Annotated in this window: 24 protein-coding genes; 5 read left to right on the forward strand and 19 right to left on the reverse strand. The window is 65.0% G+C overall.

Annotation, left to right across the window (positions count from 1 at the left end; genetic code table 11):
* Positions 1–30: 30 nt before the first annotated feature.
* A complete protein-coding gene (locus tag K1X74_15255; protein ID MBX7167687.1) occupies positions 31–1011 on the reverse strand; it encodes a hypothetical protein in 981 nt (326 codons plus the stop codon).
* Positions 1012–1088: 77 nt separating this feature from the next.
* Between K1X74_15255 and K1X74_15260 the strand changes: the two genes are divergently transcribed.
* The 3 genes from K1X74_15260 to K1X74_15270 all read left to right on the forward strand — a co-directional run bounded on the left by K1X74_15260 (position 1089) and on the right by K1X74_15270 (position 2926).
* Positions 1089–1751 carry a hypothetical protein gene (locus K1X74_15260; protein ID MBX7167688.1) on the forward strand — a complete coding sequence of 221 codons (663 nt, stop codon included), beginning with the start codon at positions 1089–1091 and terminating at the stop codon, positions 1749–1751.
* 137 nt (positions 1752–1888) lie between these two features.
* Positions 1889–2392 carry a hypothetical protein gene (locus tag K1X74_15265; protein ID MBX7167689.1) on the forward strand — a complete coding sequence of 168 codons (504 nt, stop codon included), beginning with the start codon at positions 1889–1891 and terminating at the stop codon, positions 2390–2392.
* A 159-nt stretch (positions 2393–2551) separates the two neighbouring features.
* On the forward strand, positions 2552–2926 hold the full coding sequence (locus K1X74_15270) for a hypothetical protein (GenBank protein MBX7167690.1): 375 nt from the start codon (positions 2552–2554) through the stop codon (positions 2924–2926).
* A 32-nt stretch (positions 2927–2958) separates the two neighbouring features.
* On the opposite strand, the gene K1X74_15275 is transcribed toward K1X74_15270, so the two are convergent.
* The 5 genes from K1X74_15275 to flhA all read right to left on the reverse strand — a co-directional run bounded on the left by K1X74_15275 (position 2959) and on the right by flhA (position 8625).
* On the reverse strand, positions 2959–3741 hold the full coding sequence (locus K1X74_15275; protein ID MBX7167691.1) for a FliA/WhiG family RNA polymerase sigma factor: 783 nt from the start codon (positions 3739–3741) through the stop codon (positions 2959–2961).
* 137 nt (positions 3742–3878) lie between these two features.
* The gene (locus K1X74_15280; GenBank protein MBX7167692.1) at positions 3879–4133 is read right to left on the reverse strand and encodes a hypothetical protein; all 255 of its coding nucleotides are present in this window, start codon (positions 4131–4133) and stop codon (positions 3879–3881) included.
* 262 nt (positions 4134–4395) lie between these two features.
* A complete protein-coding gene (locus K1X74_15285) occupies positions 4396–5262 on the reverse strand; it encodes a P-loop NTPase (GenBank protein ID MBX7167693.1) in 867 nt (288 codons plus the stop codon).
* Between the two features lie 41 nt (positions 5263–5303).
* Positions 5304–6485: a flagellar biosynthesis protein FlhF gene (flhF, locus tag K1X74_15290; GenBank protein MBX7167694.1), complete on the reverse strand. Its 1182-nt coding sequence runs from the start codon at positions 6483–6485 to the stop codon at positions 5304–5306.
* A gap of 34 nt (positions 6486–6519) precedes the next feature.
* A complete protein-coding gene (flhA, locus tag K1X74_15295) occupies positions 6520–8625 on the reverse strand; it encodes a flagellar biosynthesis protein FlhA (GenBank protein MBX7167695.1) in 2106 nt (701 codons plus the stop codon).
* 370 nt (positions 8626–8995) lie between these two features.
* On the opposite strand from flhA, the gene K1X74_15300 reads away from it, so the two are divergent.
* A complete protein-coding gene (locus K1X74_15300; protein MBX7167696.1) occupies positions 8996–9514 on the forward strand; it encodes a thioredoxin family protein in 519 nt (172 codons plus the stop codon).
* A gap of 131 nt (positions 9515–9645) precedes the next feature.
* On the forward strand, positions 9646–10812 hold the full coding sequence (locus K1X74_15305) for a sulfotransferase (protein MBX7167697.1): 1167 nt from the start codon (positions 9646–9648) through the stop codon (positions 10810–10812).
* On the opposite strand, the gene K1X74_15310 is transcribed toward K1X74_15305, so the two are convergent.
* The 13 genes from K1X74_15310 to K1X74_15370 form a co-directional block, all read right to left on the reverse strand.
* Entirely contained in the window at positions 10809–11900 is a 1092-nt protein-coding gene (locus tag K1X74_15310; protein ID MBX7167698.1) for an EscU/YscU/HrcU family type III secretion system export apparatus switch protein, read from the reverse strand. The two genes, K1X74_15305 and K1X74_15310, sit on opposite strands and share 4 nt — an antisense overlap.
* Positions 11901–11915: 15 nt before the next feature.
* Entirely contained in the window at positions 11916–12722 is an 807-nt protein-coding gene (locus K1X74_15315) for a flagellar biosynthetic protein FliR (GenBank protein MBX7167699.1), read from the reverse strand.
* Positions 12723–12741: 19 nt separating this feature from the next.
* Positions 12742–13008, reverse strand: a complete 267-nt coding sequence (gene fliQ, locus K1X74_15320) for a flagellar biosynthesis protein FliQ (protein MBX7167700.1) — start codon at positions 13006–13008, stop codon at positions 12742–12744.
* Positions 13009–13052: 44 nt separating this feature from the next.
* Entirely contained in the window at positions 13053–13925 is an 873-nt protein-coding gene (fliP, locus tag K1X74_15325; GenBank protein ID MBX7167701.1) for a flagellar type III secretion system pore protein FliP, read from the reverse strand.
* Positions 13922–14734 carry a flagellar biosynthetic protein FliO gene (locus K1X74_15330; GenBank protein MBX7167702.1) on the reverse strand — a complete coding sequence of 271 codons (813 nt, stop codon included), beginning with the start codon at positions 14732–14734 and terminating at the stop codon, positions 13922–13924. Before K1X74_15330 ends, fliP begins: the two co-directional genes overlap by 4 nt.
* Before the next feature lie 43 nt (positions 14735–14777).
* Positions 14778–15506, reverse strand: coding sequence for a flagellar motor switch protein FliN (fliN, locus tag K1X74_15335; GenBank protein ID MBX7167703.1), 729 nt, complete (start codon positions 15504–15506; stop codon positions 14778–14780).
* 97 nt (positions 15507–15603) lie between these two features.
* The gene (locus tag K1X74_15340) at positions 15604–16224 is read right to left on the reverse strand and encodes a hypothetical protein (protein MBX7167704.1); all 621 of its coding nucleotides are present in this window, start codon (positions 16222–16224) and stop codon (positions 15604–15606) included.
* A gap of 81 nt (positions 16225–16305) precedes the next feature.
* On the reverse strand, positions 16306–17022 hold the full coding sequence (locus K1X74_15345) for a flagellar motor protein MotB (GenBank protein MBX7167705.1): 717 nt from the start codon (positions 17020–17022) through the stop codon (positions 16306–16308).
* Positions 17022–17804 carry a MotA/TolQ/ExbB proton channel family protein gene (locus tag K1X74_15350; GenBank protein ID MBX7167706.1) on the reverse strand — a complete coding sequence of 261 codons (783 nt, stop codon included), beginning with the start codon at positions 17802–17804 and terminating at the stop codon, positions 17022–17024. Before K1X74_15350 ends, K1X74_15345 begins: the two co-directional genes overlap by 1 nt.
* 15 nt (positions 17805–17819) lie before the next feature.
* Positions 17820–18044 carry a flagellar FlbD family protein gene (locus K1X74_15355; GenBank protein ID MBX7167707.1) on the reverse strand — a complete coding sequence of 75 codons (225 nt, stop codon included), beginning with the start codon at positions 18042–18044 and terminating at the stop codon, positions 17820–17822.
* An 80-nt stretch (positions 18045–18124) separates the two neighbouring features.
* Positions 18125–20548 (reverse strand): flagellar hook-basal body complex protein, encoded by a 2424-nt coding sequence (locus K1X74_15360; GenBank protein MBX7167708.1) that lies wholly within the window; start codon positions 20546–20548, stop codon positions 18125–18127.
* 109 nt (positions 20549–20657) lie between these two features.
* A complete protein-coding gene (locus tag K1X74_15365; protein ID MBX7167709.1) occupies positions 20658–21077 on the reverse strand; it encodes a flagellar biosynthesis protein FlgD in 420 nt (139 codons plus the stop codon).
* Positions 21078–21108: 31 nt separating this feature from the next.
* Positions 21109–21942 (reverse strand): flagellar hook-length control protein FliK (locus tag K1X74_15370; protein MBX7167710.1); only part of this gene is annotated, 834 nt, incomplete at its 5' end.

Below are 21942 nucleotides of genomic sequence, written 5' to 3' on the forward strand. Positions count from 1 at the left end.
AGTTTAGTCGGCAGCCCGCCGGTTCGCGAGTTAGGCCATTGCCGATTTAAGAAACCTCGCCACCAGCGACGGGGCCGATATCAACACCCCGAACAAGTAAGAGACGATCAGCGAGAAATAGACACCTTCTGGACACCAATCGGCGCGCGTCGCCACCATCCAGCCGAACATGGCCAGGAACGCAAACACCGTAGGCACGGTAATCATCATCGCGGCGGCGTCACGGCGAGCGGCAAACACGATCGGCAAGCCCACGGCCACCGGCAAGACGACGAAGCCAATCTGCACACCGCTAGGCAAGCCGGTCAAGCGGACGACGCCCAACCACACGGCACCGCAGGTCGTCGCGATCAACATGGATGCCAGGGAATACTGCCACCTGCGCGGGCCTTCGACGGACACTCGACGGCAGTGCCACCAGCGCAACCGCAATTCTACGGCCTTCTGCCGAACCAGCCGGGCCAAGTCCCAACACGCCGCGGCGATCAGCGCCGCCAAGGCGAATCTTTGCAGTCCGAGCCTCAGGGATTGATTCTCTGCGTGCGGCAAACCTATGGCTATGGCGGTGCCGGAGGCCATAAGCAAAGCAATTCGGATCACCAGCGCGGCATCGACCAGTCGCCCGACGATTAAGGCGGCGGCCAGCATTCCTGCCACGATCGCCGGGATGGGGAAGCTGCTGTGGGTGTACATCACGACAAACAGGGGCAACACCACGCCGGCAAGATGCACGCTCACGGCGTCTCCCGGCGATCGTCGCCTGGATGCCCAAGCGACGATCAACACCATCAGCGAGCACCACACGTAAACCGGCCAGGTGGCCGTGAAGAATTCTTTTTGCAACAGGAGCATGCCGAGGATCAGCGCGCCGGGCGCGATGGCCAGCAAGTACGCCAAGCTGAACAGCCGCTGCGTGAAGGCCGAGCGCCGGGTTGGATCCGATCGCCCGGCATCCTGCGCCATGAAGGCCGTGAATTCGCTCAAATCCCAGCCGTCGGTCCTGTCCTGCATGACGTCACGCCGCGCTGCGGCAGAGATTGCTCGATGGGAAAGGAACGCCCGTCCCCAAGTATGACCGAACCGCAAGCATGCGAGCAAAGCTTGGCGCCGCAATGAAAACAAGCCCAGGGCGGCACGCCCTGGGCTTGGTTCATGTCGGAAGCGGCCTTGCAAAGACCTCGGGTTCAGGTGCCGAGCCGAGTATTGATTCCTGCCACCATTTCCTCTCCGGCTGGGCTGGGGTCCCTTACAGCGATCCACAGTTCTTCGCAAAAACCGCACCGTCGCCCAGGCCGCTCGCATTCTCGACGCCTGCGCCGTTGACTTACGGGAATACGGCCGATACTTCGATGCTGCCGCAGTTGAGCTTCGCTCAGCCGCGGACCGCACCCGCCCTAACAGATGCTCAAAGGGCGTTCGCAACCAACGTCGAGATGGATGCCGTAGCGGACCGCCAGCCCTCGCTGTTGGGCTTCATGGCCGTCGCCGGAGCAACCACCTTGGCCAGCTTCGTGCCAGGCGTTGGCGAGGCGCTGGACATCGCGACACTGGTCTCACCCAAGTCAACCTCGGGTCAGCGGTCAGTAGCCTTGGCTAGCCTGGCGCTCAATATCGTTACGGGCGGAACAGCGCCAAACGCCGGGGGAGCGGCAGGACGGATTCACGGCAATGCACTGACGTCGCCTCGGATGGCATTTCTCTATCGGCTTGAAGACCTCGAGGGTAATCTGCTCAAGTGGGGTGTGACATAGGACATGGCCAAGAGGTATTCGCAGAGCTTCCTGGAAGGTAGGGCAATGAAAGAAGTTGCGAGTGGGTCACGTCGCGATATGATTCGCATGGAGCGAGGGTTGGTTGAGACTCAGCCCGGACCGTTGAACCTTGAGCGTTGGGCTGGTTCACGATTGGGAGGGCAGCCATGATTTCGCTTGGCTCGCACTTTCGCGGTCCGGAGCTCGATGGTTCGCGCATCGAAGCTTTGTTGCGTGCGACGGGACGGTCGATCTCCAAAGAGCGCGGTCCGTGGGTAGGCACGGACGACTTTGGCCCCTGCGATCCGCAACCGAAATCTGGGGTGTATTTCGAGAAGGGCTCAACCCCGGCAATCAACGTCGTCTTCTACGTGCCCGGCTCACTCGGCGATTTCGATATCCCGAAGATCGAGGCGAGTCGCTTCTCACGCAAACAGAAATTGCTGTTGGTAGCGGTACCGGTGCCGAAAGCAGAGGTGGAATCGGGCGGATCGGTCGAGTTTGTGATCGGCGCGCTGCAGGAAGCCAATCGCATCGCGGCGGAGACGTTCGCCAAAAAGGGGACCGAACCGTTCGATTTGGAGAAGGCAGAGGCGATCGTCGAGAAGGTCAAGCAGACGCTGGTGCATCAGGGGTTCTGATCGACCGACTCGACCGCACCCTCGGCTGTTCACACGTCGGGCAGAAACTGCTCCACCGCGTCCATCGCGCCTAGCCGATCTTGGCCAGGACGCCGGTGAGGACGCAGAAGAAGGTGGCAGGAACGGTGGACTCGGCTGCATCGTAGCCATACCGAGCGAGTGCTGACCCAGGGCCGCTCCTGGCTGCTTGACGATCCACAGGATCCGGTGGCCGTTAGTCGTAAGTTCGGTACCTCGGCGACGAGCGAGGCCCGGGTCTATTCTTCGTTCGGCAAGAAGTTCCAGGCGTTCGACTACGACAACTCGGGCAATCTGACCGCGACGCCGGCGGTCAACACGTTCGGCACCGGCCTCGCCAGCACGTTCGCCTTTGCCGGGCGGCAACTCGACGCCGGCGCGGGGGGCAAAAGAACGCTGACCGCCAGCCGCGGGCGCGCGAGACAGTTCAGGCACGGCCCGTGGCCGGCAAGAGCATGTAGAGAATTGCCGTCGACAAGAACAAAGCCCAGGGCGGATGGCCCTGGGCTGTTCTGATGATCGGAAGCGGCCTTGCAAAGACCTCCCGTTCAGGTGCCGAACTCGGGGCGGCGGCGGGCGAGCTGGTTTTGCAGCCGCTGGACGATCGAGCTGTGCATCTGGCTGACGCGGCTTTCCGAGAGATCGAGCGTCGCGCCGATCTCTTTCATCGTCAGCTCTTCGTAATAGTAGAGGATGATGATCAGCCGCTCGTTGCGGTTCAGGCCCTTGGTGACCAGACGCATCAGGTCGGCCTTTTGGATCCGGCGCGTCGGGTCCTCGCCCTTCTTGTCCTCGAGAATGTCGATTTCGCGGACGTCTTTGTAGCTGTCGGTCTCGTACCACTTCTTGTTCAGGCTGATGAGGTTCACCGCGTTGGCGTCGAGAATCATCTTCTCGAGCTCTTCGACGGAGATGCTCATGTACTCGGCCAATTCGGCCTCGGTGGGCGAACGGCCGCACTTGGCCTCGAGCGACTTCGTGGCTTCGTTCAGCTTGCTGGCCTTCGAGCGGACCAGCCGCGGGACCCAGTCCATGGTCCGCAACTCGTCGAGCATCGCCCCGCGAATGCGCGGCACGCAATAGGTCTCGAATTTGACGCCGCGCGACAGGTCGAACGAGTCGATGGCGTCCATCAGGCCGAACACGCCGGCCGAGATCAAGTCGTCGAGCTCAACACCCTCGGGCAGCCGGGCCCAGATCCGCTCGCCGTTGTACTTGACGAGCGGCAGGTATTGCTCGACGAGCCGATTCCGCAACTCCTGATTATCAGGATCAGCTTTGAAAGCGACCCAAAGCTGCGCAATATCATCAGGAGCGACGGTAGTTGCCATGCTTTCCTCCGTGATGCGACGTGGGGCTCTTCATGAGCCGCGCTCGTGCCGGACGGCGTCTCAGGCGACGCGCCCGGCAGGTTGGTTATGCGTAATTCAGCGCTGGACAGGCGGCCACCGGTTCACGGTGCGCTGTGTCAAGCGGGGCGTTGTTCAGGACGTGACTGGCCGGTTTCCGTGGGTTGGATTTGTGCTTGCACGATGGCGCGGACGGAATCGTTGACGGCCATTTCCGCGACGCTGCCCAGCAGGAATCCCGCCGTGGCGGCAATCGTCATGGCCAGCGCGGCCGTCGCACAGGTTGCCTCGACACCGCTGCCCATGAGTGCGGCGCGAAACACGACGGTCGCAAATGCCAACGAACCGAGGATGCCTGCGTAGCTGCGTCCCAAGATTGTCCGCGGTGCACCGAGGCAGAGTTAAAGTTGACCCGATCGGAAGAGTTTGACAGACACGTGCAGAACAACTGCGGTCGGTACCATCGACCAGATCGAGGCCGGGAGTTGAGCGGAAATCGGCGACGAAAATCCAACCGCGCGCCAGCAGACCGCCGCCTGCGACGCTGCGCGCGACAAGCGGCGGGACGCTGCCCGGGGCCGCGTCGCCGTCAAGTCGGGGATGGTTCGAGCGTGGAGACATCGATAGGGCCAGGGCTCAGGCTGCCGCGGTGAAGTCGAGGAGCGATCCAGACGCCGCGGCATCGCGCTGCGCAAGCAGCGCTTCGGCAAGTTCCTGCGTGATCCGGTCCAGGGCCATGGCCGCGACGCCCGACGCATCGTCCCGTGTAAACAGCGCCGCGCCGCGGTTGATCGCCGGGAGATGTCCGGCCAGCGCAACGGGCTCCCCGAGAAATCGGCGGCAAGCGCGCGAGAGCCGTTCGTGCACGTCGGCGGCCATGAGCGGATCGGTGGCCTGATTGACCAGCAGCCGGATCGAGCTCAACGCGTGGCCGGCCATCAGGACCTTGATAGCGGCGTACGCGTCCATCACGGCCACCGGATCGGGCGTGGTCGTCAACAACACCCGGTCGGCGGCCTGCCAGAGCCGCCGCGCGGGGCGCGTCATCGCTGCGCCGACGTCCAGCACGATGAAATCGGCATGTGCGCCGAGCGCTTCGAATTGCAGCAGCAGGCGATGGAGTGCCGCGGGCGTTGCGTCGCAAGGCTCGCCCAGGGCCCACACGCCAGGCAGAACCTGGATGCCCGCAGGTCCGCGGAGCAACACTTCGTGCACCGTTCTGCGACCGGCCAGGACGTCAGCGATCGAATAGACCGGCTGGAGCTGGCAGAGCTGAGCGGCGTCGCCGCCGAACAGATCGCAGTCGGCCAGGACGGCGCGCTGGCCCGATTGGGCGAGTGTGATGGCCAGGTTGACGGCGACGGTCGAGGTGCCGACTCCCCCCTTCCCCGCTGCGACGGCGACGACGCGTGGCCGCGCGACGCCGCTCGGCGTCGCGACCTGCGCCCGCGCGTCGGACGCGTGGTCGACCAATTTGCGAAGCAGCTCGGCCTGGTCGTTCATGTGGGAACCGTCTCAGAATGCGGAGGGCAGTTCTCGACCGCTCAGTGCGTCGAGGTGGCAGGAGGTTCGAGACCCAAGATCGCGTGCGCCAACCGCTGGGCGTTGGCGGGGGCGATGTCGTCAGGCACGTTCTGGCCGTCGGTCAAGTAACTGAGTGGCAGCCGGCAACTGCGCAGCAGCGGCAGTAGGTTGCCCAGCCCTGCCGCTTCGTCGAGCTTGGTCAAGACCATCGCCGTCGTGCCGACCAGCGCGAATTCTTCGGCCGTGCGTTTCAAGCTGCTCGTGCCCGCCACGCTCGACATTACGAGATGCACCTCGTCGGCTCGCGCCTCGGCCAGAAACGCCTTGAGCTCTTGGAGCTTGACCTCGTCGCGGGGGCTGCGGCCGGCGGTGTCGATGAGCACCAGTTCCTGGTCGGCAAGTTGCGCCAGGGCCGTGCGCATCTCGCGCGGCGTCGAAACCACGTGCATCGGCAAGTCGATGATGTCCGCGTAGGTGCGCAACTGCTCGACCGCCGCGATGCGGTAGGTGTCGACGGTGATCAGGCCTACGCGGCGCTTATGGCGCAGCCGGAAATTGGCGGCCAGCTTGGCGATGGTCGTCGTTTTGCCGACGCCGGTCGGACCCACCAGGGCGACCACGCGGCGCGCGTCGCCGGGACACTGGATCGGCCCGGCCACGGCGATCTCTTGTTCGACGCTCGCGGCGATGCGCGCCAGCAGGGCATCGTGATCGGCCAATTCGGCCGGCGGGGCCTCGGCCTGCGCGCGGCGCACCAACTCGCGGGCCAGGTCCTCGTTCACGTCGGCGTCGATCAGCTCGGTGTAGAGCTGGAACAGCTCCGGCGGCAGTTCATGCTGATGGTGCTGCGACGAGCGGCGACAGAGGTCTTCGACCATCGATTGCAGCTCGCCGATCTGTCCCTTGATCTCGTCGCGAAACGACGAGCGCGCCGCATCCCGCGGTGGCAGCCGGGTCAGGTCGAAGCCGGCGTCGGCCGAGGTGGCCAGCGTGGCGCCGTTCCACCGTGCCGGCAACCGGCTGGGGACATTGACATGCGCCGACGCCGTGACCTCGAACTCCCGGCGGTTGCCGAGCAGCCCGAACATCCGCGCCGTACGGACTTCGCGCGTGTGGAGGACAGCCGCTTCCGGGCCCAGCTCGCGACGCACCAGCGTCAACGCGGCTTGCAGTGATTCGGCTCGAAACGATTTCACATCCATGTTTCGCGTTTCCGTGCGGAGTGTGCGCGCGTGACTACCCGACTGCCTCGGCCACCATGCCGAGCGACTCAATCTGCGTATCGCGGGTCACTTCGTTGTAGCTCAGCACCACCAGGTACGGCAGGTGCGCGGCGGTGATCTGCTTCAGACCGGCGCGAATCTGTGGGCTCACCAACAACACCGGCGGATGCCCCGTCCGCGAGAGCTTTTCGATCTCGCGGGCGATGGCCGCGCAGACGCCTTCGACCTGCTGCGGGGCCAGCTTGACGAACAACCCTCGCTCGTTGTGATCGAAACCCGCGCGGATGCGGTCTTCGAGCGCCGGGTCGATCGTGACGACGAACAATTTGTGCTCGGCGTTGCGGTAGCGGCCGCAGATCACGCGGGCCAGCCGGTGCCGGGCATACTCGGTGAGCAGGATCGGGTCCTTGGTGCGCGGGGCGTAATCGCCCAGCGTTTCGAGGATCGTCGGCAAATGGCGAATCGGCACTTGCTCGCGGAGCAACATCTGCAGGACCTGTTGCACGTCCGCCAACTTCATCTGGCCGGGGATCAACTCGTCGACCACGGCCGGCGTGCTGGCCTTGACCTGGTCGATCAGGTGCTTCGTGGCGTCGCGCGTGAGCAGCTCGTCGCCGTGCCGGCGGACGACCTCGGTGAGGTGCGTGGCCAGCACGGCGGCCGGATCGACGACCGTATAGCCGAGCATCTCGGCCTGCTCGCGCGCGCCCGAATCGACCCACACGGCCGGCGTGCCGAAGGCTGGGTCCTTGGTCGGAATGCCGGCGATCCTGCCCTGCGTCATGCCGGAGTCGATCGCCAGGTACATGCCGGGCATGGCCGTGCCCTCGGCGACCGACATGTCGGCGATCTTGATGCGATAGGTGTTCTGATCGAGCCGCATGTTGTCGCGGATGCGCACCTTGGGCAGGATCAGGCCCATTTCGGCCGCGACCGATTGGCGAACGCGTTGAATCCGCTCGAGCAAGTCGCCGCCGCGCTTCGGATCGGCCAGCCGGATCAGCCCGACGCCGATCTCCATCTCCATGGGATCGACGGTCAGGTAATCCTCGATTTTCTCCTCAGGCTTCTTGGCGGTTTCGGCCACCTTGGCAGCCTGCGTTTGCGCCTCGACCACCGCCTGCTGATGCTGCTTACGGCGCGTGGCGACGGCCAGCCCGACACAACTGCCGCCGATCGTCAATAGCGGCAGTGTCGGCAGTTGGGTAAAGACCAGCAGCCCCAAGAAGGCCCCGGTGACGAACAGGGCCTGTGGCCGTGCGAGGAGCTGGCCGAGGAACTCTCGCGGCAAGTTCACTTCGCTGCTGCTGCGGGTCACGAGCAAACCGGCAGCCAACGAGATCAAGAAGGCCGGAACCTGGCTGACCAGCCCGTCGCCGATCGTCAGCCGAGTAAACAGGCTGATCGCCTCGGCAAAGCTCATGCCATCTTCGATCACGCCGATGTACAGGCCGCCGACGATGTTGATCAGGATGATGATGATACCGGCGATGGCATCGCCGCGGACGAATTTGCTGGCACCGTCCATGGCCCCGAAGAAGTCGGCCTGGTGCGTGATTTCCTGGCGGCGGCGCTGGGCCTCCCGCTCGTCAATGATGCCAGCATTCAAGTCGGCGTCGATCGCCATTTGGCGGCCGGGCATCCCGTCCAAGGCGAACCGCGCGGCGACTTCGCTGATACGCGTGGCACCCTTGGTGATCACCACAAACTGGATCACGATGATGATCGCAAAGATGATCAGGCCCACGATCACGCGGTCGCCGGCCACGAATTCGCCGAAGCTGCGCACGACTTCGCCGGCTGCCAGCATGCCGTGGGTTTCGGCACGCGTCAGGATCAACCGCGTCGTGGCCACGTTCAGCACGAGCCGCCCCAGCGTGGTGGCCAGCAGCAACGACGGAAAAATGCTGAACTCCAGCGGCGTCTTCACGTAGATCGTGGTGAGCAACATGATCACGGCGACGCTGATGTTCGCCGACAGCAGCACGTCCATCAGCGCCGGCGGCAACGGGAGCACGATGACCAGCACGCTGGTAATGATGCCCACCGGCAGCACGAGATCGCGCAGCCGCGTGGCAGGCGTCAGAGCACTTTCTGACACGGCCGATCCGGACGCCATCAAATCGCTCCAACGAGACGAATCGCGATCGTGCAACGAATGTGCGGGGCCTGTTCAGGGGCCCGGGATGAGGGCGAGGACGGTAACGCATACGCAGCGACAAAGTCTAGATCGCTTTGGCATTGCATAACTTCTCGTGGCACGTCACTTTGCCGCCACGCGATTGGCGACGGATTCCGTGCCCACGCACCGCGCTGCCGCTTCGCCGGCAGGAACGCCCGCCACGCGGCAAAATTTCCCGCCGTGGCCTCGCTCAAGTCGGAAGACCGCCAGGGCGATAAGTACGTTGCCTTGCGCAGCTTCCGTGCCCGCAGTGCTGGCACCAGCTTGCTGCCTTCCGCTGGCTCCAAGCGCTCGAGAGGATTCGCCGATGCAAGTTCGTCATCGTTGCCTGGTACTGGCGCTCTGTGGATTCCTGGCCGGCTGTGGCCAAAGCGACACGCCGCTGGCCGAATCGCAGCCGGCTGCCGCGCCGGCGACCGCCACGGCCGTGCATGGCCCCGTGACGACGAACATGCAGTTCGTCGAGGGCTACTGGCGCGGCTTCAAGCTGGCCGAACAAACGGGCAAGCCCATGCTCGTGTTCTTCACGGCCTCGTGGTGCACCTACTGCCATCAGATGGCCGCCGAAGTGTTCACTCAGCCCGGAATCATCGAGATTTCGGAGCGCTTCGTTTGCGTGCGGGTCGACGCCGATGCCGAGCCCACGATCTGCCAGCAGTTCCGCGTCCAAGGATTTCCGACCGTGCAATTTCTTTCGCCGCGCGGCGTGCCGCTGAACCGCGTGACCGGCAAGCAGCCGGCCGCCAGCTTTGCCATGGAGATGCAGACCGCGCTGCAAGCCACGGCCCGCCGCGAGCAATATCGCCGCGACGCGTTGACTCGCTAGCACGATGCGCTCAGCAGCTCAATCCCTGCTGATGAGGTAGCGACTGGACACCACAGGGGCGCTTCCTTGTTCGCCGCTGAAACCGCTAGGTTCGGCGGTGGTCTGGCGTAGGGCTTCATGAGGCGGAAGCTGTGATCGAGGCAAACAGGAAGCAGTACCGGACCGATCCCGGTTATGCGCAGGCCGAGGTGCGCGAATGGGCGCCTCGGTTCTGGCTGGGCTGCGACTACCTCGGCCTGTGGAAATTGTTCGCGCGGAATCGCTTTCGCATCGGCCTCCGGCAATGGCCCGCGGCGCTGGCTGACCTCTACATCACCAGTGTCCACCCAGTGTTGCGCGGGTTGCAAAACCTGGCCCTGGCCCGCAAGGTCCAGGCCACGGAGATCACGCCGCCCCCGCTGTTTATCCTGGGGCATTGGCGCTGCGGCACGACGCTCTTGCACGAGCTGCTGATCCTCGACGCGCGGCACACGTTTCCGACGACCTATCAGTGCTTGTGCCCACACCATTTCCTGCTGACCGAGGGTCTGGCCCGACGGCTGCTGGGATTCTTGCTGCCGTCCAAACGGCCGATGGACAACATGCCGATGGGCTGGGACCGTCCGCAGGAGGACGAGTTCGCCCTGGCCAACCTTGGCCTGCCGTCGCCGTACCTGACGATTGCCTTTCCCAACCATGGACCGGCGTTTCCCGAATACCTCGATCTGCGCGAGGTGTCGCCGGCCGACCGCGAGCATTGGAAGCGCGTCTTTGTGCAGTTGCTGCGCGAGGTGACGTATCGCCGTCCGGGGCGGCTCGTCTTGAAGTCGCCCACGCACACCTGCCGGGTCGACACGCTATTGGAACTGTTTCCCGACGCGAAATTCGTCTATCTGACGCGCAATCCCTACACCGTCTTCGCATCGACCGTGCACCTCTGGAGATCGCTCTACCTGGCCCATGGCTTCCAGACGCCCGATTACCGGGGCCTGGAAGAGCAAGTGCTGGCGACCTTCGTGCATCTGCATGAGCGGTTCGAAGCGACGCGCCACTTGATCCCGCCGGAGAACTTGTTCGCGCTGCGCTACGAGGACCTGGTGGCCGATCCGGTAGGGCAGCTACGACGGCTCTACGACCAATTCGACCTGCGCGCGTTTGACCAGGTGGAGCCCAAGCTGCGCGGCTACCTGCAGCACAGCTCCGGCTATCGACCGAATCGCTACCAGCCGTTACCGGCGGGCATCGAACGCCAGATCACGCGCCGTTGGAGCAGCTATCTCGCGCAACACGGCTATCAGAGGAGCCACGCGCTGGCCTAAGCGGCCTGCGCCCCGGGCGGCTTGGGCATCGGCTTGCCCTTGAGCTGGTAGACGTAGGCCAACAGCTCCGCGACGGCGGCGTACATTTCGCGCGGGATCGGATGGTTGACGTCGACGTCGCGGAAGAGCGCCTGTGCCAGGGGCTTCTTCTCGACGATCGGAATACCGTGTTCGAGCGCTAACAATCGAATTCGCTGCGCCATCAGCCCTGCCCCCTTGGCCACGACGATGGGCGCAAGCATTTTCTCGGCGTCGTATTGGATGGCCACTGCGAGTTCGGTGGGGTTCGTGACCACCACGTCGGCCTTCGGCACGGCCGTTTTCAGGCGGTTGAGCACCAACTGCCGTTGGATCGCCCGGCGGCGGGCGATGATCTGCGGATCGCCCTGGAGGTTCTTCATCTCCTCGCGGACCTCCTGCGTGGTCATGCGCAGATCCTGTTCCTGCTTCCACCATTGAAAGCCGTAATCGAGGATCGCCAGGACCAGCAGCGCCACGGCGATCTTGATCGCGACGGACAGCAGCATCTGCGACAGGAACCCCGCGATCTCCAGGGGCGGCAGCGCAGCGAGTCCCAACAGCGCGTCGCGCTCGTTGTAGAGGCACACGCCGCCGACGGCACCCACGATCACAATCTTGACCAGGCCCATGCCCAGCCGGACGACGCTCGTCAAGGAGAACAGCCGCTGAAAGCCGCGGAGCGGGTCGAGATGCGACGGGTTCAAAGCCAGTTTTTCGGGCAGGAAGTGGAAACCGACTTGCAAGAGCGTAGGCATCGTGGCGAAGACCAGCAGCGCACCCAGCAGCGGCATCACCGCCGTGGCCACGCCCATGGCAACTCGGGCCAGTTGATGGGTGATCGTAGCGCCGTCGGTCGTCAGCATCGGCGTTTCGCCCAAGAACTCCCGGAAAAGTTGCGCATGATACTCGCCGAGGCCGGGGCCGATCCAGGACAGGGTCATCAATCCGGCCAGCAGCAATACGGCCGCGCTGAGATCGGCGCTGCGCGCGACCTGGCCCTGCTCTTGCGCCTGTTGGCGGCGATAGGGTGTCGCTTCCTGGGACTTGTCGCCGTCTTGCTCGGCCATCGCCGCGGCGCCCCTTTACGACACGACCGGGGGGGCCGCGTGCGGCACCGCCGTCGCGGGCGAGAGAATCAGGTCCATCAGCGAATCGAGCTGATCTTCGAACGCCCAGCTTATGCCGCCGACGGTCAACAGCAACATGCCCAGCGTGACCAAGGCGTTGAGGCCGAAGCCCAGGGCGAGGATGTTCAATTGCGGCAGCGCCCGACCGATCAGCCCCAGCGCGATCGTCGCGGCCAACTGCGTCGCCATCAGCGGAGCGCTGGTTTGCATGCCCAGCCCAAAGCTGACCGACACCAGCTCGATGAACGCCTCGCCGGGCTGAGGGGACATCTGGAGCGTACCCGGCGGGAATGCGGCAAACGTTGACAGCAACCCCGCCAGCAACAGGCGATCGCCGCCGATCAACAAGAACACGGCCAGCGTGAGCAGGAACAAGAGTTGCGAAAACACCGGGACCGAGGTGTCGAAACCCGGGTTGAAGATTTCGGCCAGCGAGATGCCGCTCATCTGGGCAATGATCTGGCCGGCGATTTGCAGCCCGCCGAAGAGCGCCAGCACGCCCAGCCCCAGCGAGATGCCGACGATCATTTCCGAAGCCAGGGCCAGACTGAATTCAAGCAGATTGGCAAACTCGGGCGTGTCGGCGGCCAATTGCGTCGGCGTGACGAGCATCGCCAGCGCCACGGCCAACAGCGCGCGGATCTGCGGCGGAACGTCGGCGGCGCCGAACAACGGCCCAATCACGACCATGGAGCTGACGCGCGTCAACACCAGCGCGAAGACGATCAACTGCTCGGGATGAAGCTGCGTGAGCCATTGCATGGCAGGCCGGCGCCGGTCGCTAGAGCAGGTTCGGGATATCGCTGATCAGGTCGTGCACGTATTCCTGCATGCGTCCGATGACCCAGGGCAGCGCCAGCACGCACACGACGGCCATCGCGATCAGCTTGGGGATGAACGAAACCGTCTGCTCTTGGACCTGCGTCAGGGCCTGCAGCAAGCCGATGCCCAGGCCCACGACGAGGCCCGTCACCAGCACGGGCGCGCTGACCAGCAACGAAATCTGCAGGGCCTCGCGCACGAGATCGACGACATCTTGGGGCGACATGGCGACAAGTCTCCGGCGCGGCGGCGCGCGGCGCCGCCGGGGCGCTAGGTGAAGGGTTCGAAAGTTTCCAGCAACATGCCCACGACCAGGTGCCAGCCGTCGACCAGCACGAACAGCAGCAACTTGAAGGGCAGCGATACCAGCACCGGCGGCAGCATCATCATGCCCATGGCAATCAGCACGCTGGCGATCACCAGGTCGAGGATGATAAACGGCAGGTAGATTTGGAATCCGATCAAGAACGACGTCTTCAACTCGCTGAGCATGAAGGCCGGCAACAGCGCCTCCAACGGCACGTCTTCATACGTCTCCGGCGTGGATTCATTGGGCAGGTATTCGAGAAACAACCACACGTCCTCGTGGTTGCCGGTCCGCTCGATTTGCAGGCTCATGAAGCGCCGCACCGGCGCGACGCCAGCGTCCCAGGCCTGCTCCAGCGAGATCTCCTGATTGGTGTAAGGCACGATCGCGTCGTGATACACCTGCTTCCAGACAGGGCTCATGATAGCCAGCGTCATGAACATCGCGATCGAGGTGAGCACCTGTCCCGGCGGCAGTTGCTGGGTACCGAGCGCCTGCCGCAAGATACCGAGCACGCAAATAATGCGCACGAAACAGGTCGTCATCACTAGCATTGCCGGGGCGAGACTGATGACCGTCAACAGCAACATCACCTGTAATGTCGAGCTCAGCCCTTGCGGCGTGGTCCACGTCTGCGGATTGCTGAGCCACGAAGGCGGAGTGCTCGTCAGTGCGGCGGGCTGGTTGGCCGGCTCCTGAGCGCCGGCGGTGCCCCACATCACCAGCACCGCCAGCACGGCGCTGGCCAGGGCCAGCAATCGGCGCGCGTGGCTGCGTCGCCAGCGCGTCCAGGCCGCGCGACTCCGGCGATCGAGTTGGGGACGCCAGTTGATCATCGACTTTTGACTGCGGTCGCGGGCGCGCGTTCGTTGGCCAGGTCGACCAGGCTCGATGCCCGACCGACAAAGCCGTCGCCATCGCTTTCGCGCGAAAGTTGCGTCAGCACCGAGCGAAACGCCGCGGCGCTGCTGTGGGGATGCGATTGCCGACACAGGCCCGAGAGCCGATCGACTTCGCCGGGATCGGTGATTTCCGTCAGGGTTTCGACGCCGAGTTGCGACACGGCCAGCAACAGCAGCTTGTTGCCGCAACGCACGAGGTGCGCATGCTGCCGGGCACTGAGCGGCGCGCGGCCGAGCGTTTCCAGCACTTCGGCGGGCAGCGGCGTCATCGACTTGGGCAAGCCGCGCCGCAGAAAGACGGCCAGCAAGAAGAACAGCCCCAGCACCATGGCCAGGCTGGCGGCGACGGTCACGATCGGCAAGCTGCCCGGCTGTTGCGAGCTGCGGCTTCGTCCGGGCTTCGTCGTCGATGTATCGCCGCGGCGGGCGAGCGGGATCGCGGCCGGTGCATCCGGCCGCGGCGACGCCTCGGGCGCCGGAGGCCTGGCCGCGGGGGCCGGTGCCGCCGGTGCCGCTGGTTCTTCGTGCGCCGCCTGGCGCACGGGCGTAGCACGCCGCTGAGCAGTGCGAGGAACCGTCGTACGCGTCACCGCTTGGCGCGTCGTCGTCGGGTTGTTCGCCGGCGCGGACGGTGCCGCGTCACCCTGCGCCCGCCAGGGGTCGTTCGCAGTCTGCGCAAACGCGGTCGTGGCGATTGCCAGAATCGCTAACAGCCAGGCGATTTGCAGGAGGGCCAGGCGCATCCGTGCGCGACTCGCGAAGGAACCAGGTTGACCGTATTCGGGGCTAGCCGGCGCGGGCCATTTCGCCGGCGACAAGTTCGGCCACGCGGACGCAGAAATTGTCGTTGAGCACCAGCACTTCCCCCCGGGCGATCAGCCGCCCGTTGACATAGATGTCGACCGGGTCGCCGGCCAGCTTGTCGAGGGGGACCACCGCTCCTTTGCGCAGCTTGAGCACGTCCTGCAGATGCATGTGCGTGCGGCCCAATTCGATCTTGAGATCGAGTTCGACGTCGCGGATCAGATCAAGCGTCGCCTGTTCTTCCGTAGGCGAGGCGCCGGCGAACTCTTCGAACTTGAACGAACGAACGCCGTCCGGCAGGGCTTGCTTCGTGCCAGAATCGATCGAAGCCAACGCGTCCTGGGCTTGCTTCAGCAGCAGCTCGACATCTTGCGGCGCGACGCCCGAATCGTCGGCCGCCACCGCGGCAGCGGTCGGCGCTTGCGCGGCGGGGCGCTTCGCAGGTCCGGTGTTTTTCTGGAGTAGGGCCTCGATATCGGCCTGGCCCAACAGCTTGGCCGGATCTTCCTCGTTCGACTTGGCCGCGGGCGGTTTGCCCGTTTGGCCGAGCAGGGCTTCGATGTCTTGCTGGCCCAGTTGCGCCGCGGCTGCGCTCGCGGGCGGTTCGCCGGGGGGCGCGGCAGGCTTGGCCGTTCGGGGAGGTCCCGATTGCGCCTGCTGCAAGAGCCGTTCGATTTCGTCCTGTCCGATGCGCTGTGAATCGTCGGTCATACGACCCGCATCCCTGCCTGAGCCGCACTGGCGCGGCGCCGGACAGGTGATCGCTCGACTGCGGAGCGAGAACTGTCGGAAACGCGCTAGCGAGACGTCACTGCTCGAGGAAGGTAAACTCGCTGACGACGATCGCCGTCAGCAAGGGCTTACCGAGAAGGTCGTTACTTTTCTTCAAAACCCGGCGTTTGATCAACCCCAACCCGGGATCGGCCATGTCGTCCGCATCGCTGTTGCGGATGGTAGCAATGATTTGATCGCGCAAGCGATGCTGGTTCTGCGTGTACAGCGCCGAGAACTCGGCGTGGTCGCCGGCCCGCAAGGTGCCGTACAGGTGGAAGTCCATGTACTGGGTCGTGTTCGAGATCGGCTGAAACGTCTGCAGATGAAACGAGCCGAGATCGTACTCGACGATAGCGTCCGGATCGCTCGGCAGGGCGGGCGCGGCGTGAGCGTCGCCGTGCCCGTCACCGTGTCCACCGCCATGAGCGTCGGCCTCTGCGGCCCCATGCGAGGCTTCCGCTTCGGCCTCTTCTCCATCTTCGGCAGCGGCGGCGACGGCCAGATTCGGCACGCACAAGTAACCGATGGCCGTTTCTCCTCCGGCGACCGCCAGCATGAACACCAAACCAATCACCAGGCCCATCAGGCCCGACTTCTTGGGGGCCGCCGCGACGGGGAGCGGTTCGGGGGCTGGAGCGGCTTCGGCGTTTGACATCGATGCACTGCTAGCTGAATGGCCGGCGGATCGATCGAGAACACAGCGGGTGCGCGGCAAGGCCCGAGCGAGTTGCGGCGACTACCGGCCGCTCAGCAAACGTACTTCAATTTCGGCCCCAGAGCCCGCTGTGCCGGTCGTAGCGCGCGGGTCGGCCGCGGGGGCCTGGTCCGGTTGTGACGACAGCGACGACAAGACAATCTCGGGGCGAATCCGCACTGCCGCGATCCGCCGGGCCATGAGCGCTTCGGTCACGTGCCGTGTGCGGCGCTGGGCCAGGGCGAGCGCGTGGTCGACCTGCGCCGGGGTTGAGCCCGCCGTGTCGACCGTCGTGCGTAGCTCGACCGGTTCGCTGCCGGTTTCCACGTGTGCGGCAAAGCGGTCGAGTTCGGCCAAGGCCGGCGCCGCCAATGTGGTCGAGCTGGCGGCGAAGCCGACGCGGACCCCTGCCTGAGCGGGCCCGCTGAGATCGATCGGCGCGCTAGGCGTCGCGCCGGCGGTGTTGCGTTTGAGCAGCGTCTGGCGGCGCGACCGCGCGGCCCAGGCGGCGCGGCGCCGTGCCGCGCGGGGCGATGGCCCCGTGGAGAACCAGCCCCCCGCCTCCTCGCCGAACTGATTGCGCATCGCGCCCAGCAGCGAGCTGTAACGGTCCGGCTCGCGCAGCTCGCTCATGCCGACGAGCATGATGAAGCACGTCAAGAGTAACGTGACCAGGTCGGCATACGTCATCAGCCAGGCCGGTTGCGTCACCACCGGGGGGTGATCGTCGAGCAACGGATCGACCGGGCCGCGCCGCATCAGGCTGCCCTCCGGATGCGCAGACTGGTCGCCGCCGGAGGCTCGGGCAGGAAGGCGCACAGCCGCTGTTCGATAACTCGTGGATGCTCGCCCGCGTGCAGCGCCAGGACACCGCGGAGGATCAATTCCCGGGCCAGTTGTTCTTGGCGATGCACGTGCGTCAGTTTCTCCGCGAGCGGCAGCGCCAGGCAATTGGCCACGAGCGTGCCGTAGAGCGTCGTCATCAGGGCGACCGCCATGCCGGGACCGACGGCCGTGGGATCAGACATTTTGCCGAGCATGATAATCAGGCCCAGCAAGGTGCCCACCAAGCCAAAGGCCGGCGTCATGCGGCCGATTTGTTCGAGCATGCTGCGCGTGGCGAGTTGCTGCCGCCCGGCCGTTTCGCATTCGGTACGCACGATGTCTTCGAGGACTTCGGTCGGAGTACCGTCGATGGCCAGGCGGACGCCGAGCTGCAGTGTGGGATGATCGTCGTCGAGCAGCCGCTCTTCGAGCTGGAGCAAGCCTTCGCGCCGCGCGCTCTCCGCAAGACGCACAATCCGCTCGGCGAGGGCCTCGAGATCGGGGGGCCGCGGTCGAAAGGCGGGGCCGACCGCGGCGCGCCAGCCGCGCAACTGCCGCAAGGGGTGCGCAATCAGCAGCGCCCCCGCCGTCCCGCCGCACACGACCAGCAACGACGAAGTGTGGAAGAATGACAGCGGCGAAGCGCCGGCCATGACGACCGCATACAATAGGCAGCCCGCGGCGACAATCAGCCCGGCAAGGGTAGCCAGATCCATGGCGTTTCCCGCTGGCTAGGGGTGCGCCGCTGCCGCGTCCTGGCTGACCAGCGACGGCAACAGGTACTTGGCCCGCTGATACTCGAGCGCCCGTGACACGACCTCATCCATCGATTCGCGGACGATCAACCGGTCGCCGCCCGTGAGCGTGACAAACGTGTCGGGCCGCGATTCGACGTAACGAATCAGCTCGGCATTGAGCACAAAGGCCTCGCCGTCGAGCCGGGTGAGCTTGATCATGACCATGTCTCCGCGCGCAACGGGCGGCGGCGCCGGCTCGAATCGCCGGCGCCGCGCGTCCGCTTTGCGCTGTTGTTGGTTTACCGTCGCAGGTTGAGCAGTTCGTCGAGCAACTGTTGTGCTGCCGTAATGATCCGGGTGTTGCCTCGGTATTGGGTCGAGGCCAGGATCAGGTCGATCAGGTTGGCGCCAATATCGGTGTTCGAAAGCTCTACGGCGCCCGCGACCAGGGTGCCAATGCCTTGGGTACCGGGGTCGCCTTCGACCGGCAGACCTGAGTTAACGCCTTCGGCATAGAGGTTTTCGCCGCGCTGCTCCAAGCCGGCCGGGTTGGCGAATCGGACCAGGCGGATTTGACCGAGATCGCGCGAGGCGCCGTTGGAGAACACGCCGCGGATCAGGCCGTCTTCGCCGATGATATAGCTCGAGAGCGTGCCCGGCGCCGAACCGTCCTGCCGGGCCGCGGCCAGCGAGCTCTTTTGCGCGGCGAGCCCCGACAGAGAGCTGAAGTCGAGATCGAACTCCATGGGGGACACGCTGGACACGTTGCGCCGCTCGATCGACACGGTGTTCTCCGTGACGTTCGTGACGTTGCCTTCGCCGTCGAAGCTGATCAGCCCGGTGCCGACGGCAATGCCGACGCCCGAGGCGGGATCGTTATCCGGCGAATCGGCGAACCAGCGATAGGTGGTCGAGGTGCTGTTGCGACTCTCCAGGGCCACGGTCACGCGGACGTTCAGCGGAATGCCCAACGAGTCGTAGACGACGAAGTCCGCGGCGGTCGTTTCGCCGACAGCCTGTTGCACGACGCCAAAGCCCAGGTTGACCTGCCGCTGGTTGGTTGCCGTGGTCAGGCTGAAACTCGACAAGGAGACATCCACCGCATTGTCGCGGCCGTTGTTGCTCGTGAGCGTGATCCGGCCGCCCACGACGTCGCCGCCGACGTTGAAGCTCGAACTGTCGCCGGGGATCGGGTTAATCGAGTCTGGCCCCGGTGGAATCTGGATGCCGAGCGACTGTTCCATGAAGTTCATGAGGTCGAGGACCGACGTCGTGGCGGTGACGTCGAGCGTTTTCGACTCGAGCGTACGGCCGCCCTTCTTGCCGGAAAAATCGAGTGTGCCCACTTCGAAGGCGTGACTGTAGGTGTCGCCGTCGCGGACCAGCACGTCGGTCAACAACGTGGCGGCCGTCACGCGCGGACCGTCGAGATCGACCTCGTGGTTGAGCGTGAGCAGCTCGTCGTCGCTGTAGTTGTCGATGAATTCTTCGCCGAAATTGAGCTCCTTGACCTCGAGAAATCGTGAATTGTCGTTCGCCAGGTTCCGGTACAGCTTGATGCCGTCGAAGTCGCCGCCCGAGGGGTCCGGCGGAAAGCCCGTTAGCCGCAGGCGCCCGTTCGAGACGACGACCGGCACCGTGGGGCCCGACGGACGGCTCTCGGGCTGGCCCGTCTTGAAATAGGTGATGCGGTAGCTGTAGTTGCCGTCGAGCACGTCGGTGTCGAGCTGCGGCTGCGCCACGAGCCCCGCGTCGTTCAGGTTGTCGTTGTAGACGACAGCGCCGCCCACGGGCAGGGTACCGATGCGGTAATAGGTGGGCGGCGGATCGCTCAACGCGGCGCTGGCCTGGACGGCGGTGCGATAGATGCGCCGGTTGGCGTAGTCGGTGTCGTCGGGGATCGCGCCGAGGTCGACCTCGCGGCCGCCCGCGTTGGTGACCTGGACGACCACGTCGTCCGAGGGCGTGCTCTCGTTGCCGAAGGCATCGACGTATACGACCTTGTATCGGTAATAACCCTGCGCCAGCGCAGTGGCGTTCGCGATGCCTTCGGTCGCCGTGAACGTGTCGGGCGCCTGTTCGGCAACGGCGATATCCGGGTTGTCGGTCGTGGCCGGGGCGAGCGTCGAACCGTCGCCCAGGATCGCGGTTTGCAGTACCTGGGCCGTTGTGGCCAGATCGCCGTTGGGAATCAGCGTGCCTTCCAGCACGACGTTCTGCGTGGCCTGGGCCACGGCGGCCGCACCCAGCGGAATCGTCAGGGGTACCAGTTCGGTGGGCACGATGTTGAAGTCTTCGTCGACCCCGTGGCCGAGCAACCGGCGGCCGGTTGAAGTCACCAATTCGTTGGCCGAGTTGGTCTTCAAGATGCCGTTGCGCGTGTACTCGCGTGCGCCGTTCGCCTCGACGATGAAGAACCCATCGCCTTGAATGGCCAGGTCCGATGGCGTCGAGCTGATCTCGATCGTGCCTTGCGTGAAGTCGGGCGTGATTTCGGCCACCTGCACGCCGAGGCCGACCTGCCGAGGGTTCGTACCGCCGCTCGTGTCGGTCGGGCCCGAGCCCAGGCTGCGTGTCTGCAGCAACTGGTTGGCGAACACGGCTTCCGACGACTTGAAGCCGACCGTGTTCGAGTTGGCGATATTGTTGCCGACGACGTCGATCGTCGTCTCGGCGGCCGTGAGGCCCGTAAGTGCCGTGTTGAGTGCGGATGACAGACCCATGGGGTCCCCCTCTCTTTCCTGCGAGATTCCAGCGGTATTTGAAACGAATTCGGGCTTGTGGGTTTCCTGGGCGCGGCGCTACGTACGTTCAGCCGACAAGGGTCGGCGATTAGTCCCCGGCCGGGACGACCTCGCGGACGTTGGCCAGCGGCACGCTCGCGTCGCCGATGTGCAGCACTGCCTTGCCGTTGTCCATCGACACACGCTCGACGAGGCCGGTGACGTTCTTCCCGTCGGTGGCCAGCCCGGTGATCTTCTTCGAGATCAAGGTGCCGGCGTTCGACAGTTGTTGACCGAGTAGCACGGAATCAAGCGTGGACGACATCTTGTCGGTCGCGCCGATTTCGCGAATCTGGCTGATCTGCGCCAGTATGTCCGAGTTCTCCAGCGGGTTGAGCGGGTCCTGGTTTTGCAGTTCCGCAATCATCAGCTTCAGGAACTCGTCGAGATCCAAGCCGCGCAGCGGATCGTTCTGCGATTTCTTGCTCGTCGATGAAGAGCCGACGCTCGAAACGGGATCAGTGGCCATGGGATGTTTCCTGCTGGGGCCTGCATGTGTTTCAAATGATGACGTTCAGTCGTCCATTGCTGCCGAGCGCGCGGGCCGGGGCCGGCGTTTCGACGTCGCCCGCCGGCGCTGCCGCAGAGGCGTTGCTCCGCACGCGCGCCTGTCGGGGTGTGCGGTCCTGGTCGAACGGCTGGCGCGGTGAGCCATCGTGCGAATTCGTCCGGACATCGACGTCGAAGCGCTCGATACGGATTTGCTGTTCGGCGAGCCGCTCGCGCAGCACCGGCAGTTGATCGATCAACGCGTGCTGGGCCGCGGCGGTTTCCGCTTCGACCCGGGCCGTCATCACCCCACTGCGCACCGCCACTTCGATCCGCATTGAACCGAGATCGGGTGGGCTCAGCCGCAGGCGGACGACGCCGCCGTCGGGCCAAAGCTGTTGAAACGCCTTGGAAACCCGCTGGACGAATCGCACGCGATCGACCGGCACGGTATTGCCGCCTTCGTTGCCGTTGACCTGTCGAGCGGCGTTCTGTGTCGCTCCGCCGAGCCTTTGGGCGGCCGTCAGGGCGTCTGGCACGCGCGATGGCGCGCCGATGTTCGTGGTCTTGCTCGCGTCGACCGCTGGCGCCGCCGGGTTGTCTTGCTGCGCAGCCGGTACGTCGGACAGCGCGAGCTCGACCTCGGGGGCCAATGCGAGCGTCCCTTCGGTGGCCGTCGCGACGGCCGCATTGGCCTGGGCCGTAGTGTTCGGGGCAGTGCTTGTCGCCGCGTCGGCTGCGACCAGATCTTTCTTGCTCGCGGTGTTTGTGTTGGCCCGCGCGGTGCGCGATTCGCCCTGCCGCACGTTGGGCGTTTCGGTGGAGTCGGTGGTCGCTTGGGGCTT

It is taken from the genome of Pirellulales bacterium (genome assembly GCA_019694435.1).
Taxonomy (GTDB): Bacteria; Planctomycetota; Planctomycetia; order Pirellulales; family JAEUIK01; genus JAIBBZ01.

Coding starts and splice junctions, on each gene's coding strand:
- K1X74_15255 (MBX7167687.1), bottom strand. CDS start 1,011: ATGCAGGACAGGACCGACGGCTGGGATTTGAGCGAATTCACGGCCTTC.
- K1X74_15260 (MBX7167688.1), top strand. CDS start 1,089: ATGCGAGCAAAGCTTGGCGCCGCAATGAAAACAAGCCCAGGGCGGCAC.
- K1X74_15275 (MBX7167691.1), bottom strand. CDS start 3,741: ATGGCAACTACCGTCGCTCCTGATGATATTGCGCAGCTTTGGGTCGCT.
- K1X74_15285 (MBX7167693.1), bottom strand. CDS start 5,262: ATGAACGACCAGGCCGAGCTGCTTCGCAAATTGGTCGACCACGCGTCC.
- flhF (MBX7167694.1), bottom strand. CDS start 6,485: ATGGATGTGAAATCGTTTCGAGCCGAATCACTGCAAGCCGCGTTGACG.
- flhA (MBX7167695.1), bottom strand. CDS start 8,625: ATGGCGTCCGGATCGGCCGTGTCAGAAAGTGCTCTGACGCCTGCCACG.
- K1X74_15300 (MBX7167696.1), top strand. CDS start 8,996: ATGCAAGTTCGTCATCGTTGCCTGGTACTGGCGCTCTGTGGATTCCTG.
- K1X74_15310 (MBX7167698.1), bottom strand. CDS start 11,900: ATGGCCGAGCAAGACGGCGACAAGTCCCAGGAAGCGACACCCTATCGC.
- K1X74_15315 (MBX7167699.1), bottom strand. CDS start 12,722: ATGCAATGGCTCACGCAGCTTCATCCCGAGCAGTTGATCGTCTTCGCG.
- fliQ (MBX7167700.1), bottom strand. CDS start 13,008: ATGTCGCCCCAAGATGTCGTCGATCTCGTGCGCGAGGCCCTGCAGATT.
- fliP (MBX7167701.1), bottom strand. CDS start 13,925: ATGATCAACTGGCGTCCCCAACTCGATCGCCGGAGTCGCGCGGCCTGG.
- K1X74_15330 (MBX7167702.1), bottom strand. CDS start 14,734: ATGCGCCTGGCCCTCCTGCAAATCGCCTGGCTGTTAGCGATTCTGGCA.
- fliN (MBX7167703.1), bottom strand. CDS start 15,506: ATGACCGACGATTCACAGCGCATCGGACAGGACGAAATCGAACGGCTC.
- K1X74_15340 (MBX7167704.1), bottom strand. CDS start 16,224: ATGTCAAACGCCGAAGCCGCTCCAGCCCCCGAACCGCTCCCCGTCGCG.
- K1X74_15345 (MBX7167705.1), bottom strand. CDS start 17,022: ATGCGGCGCGGCCCGGTCGATCCGTTGCTCGACGATCACCCCCCGGTG.
- K1X74_15350 (MBX7167706.1), bottom strand. CDS start 17,804: ATGGATCTGGCTACCCTTGCCGGGCTGATTGTCGCCGCGGGCTGCCTA.
- K1X74_15355 (MBX7167707.1), bottom strand. CDS start 18,044: ATGATCAAGCTCACCCGGCTCGACGGCGAGGCCTTTGTGCTCAATGCC.
- K1X74_15360 (MBX7167708.1), bottom strand. CDS start 20,548: ATGGGTCTGTCATCCGCACTCAACACGGCACTTACGGGCCTCACGGCC.
- K1X74_15365 (MBX7167709.1), bottom strand. CDS start 21,077: ATGGCCACTGATCCCGTTTCGAGCGTCGGCTCTTCATCGACGAGCAAG.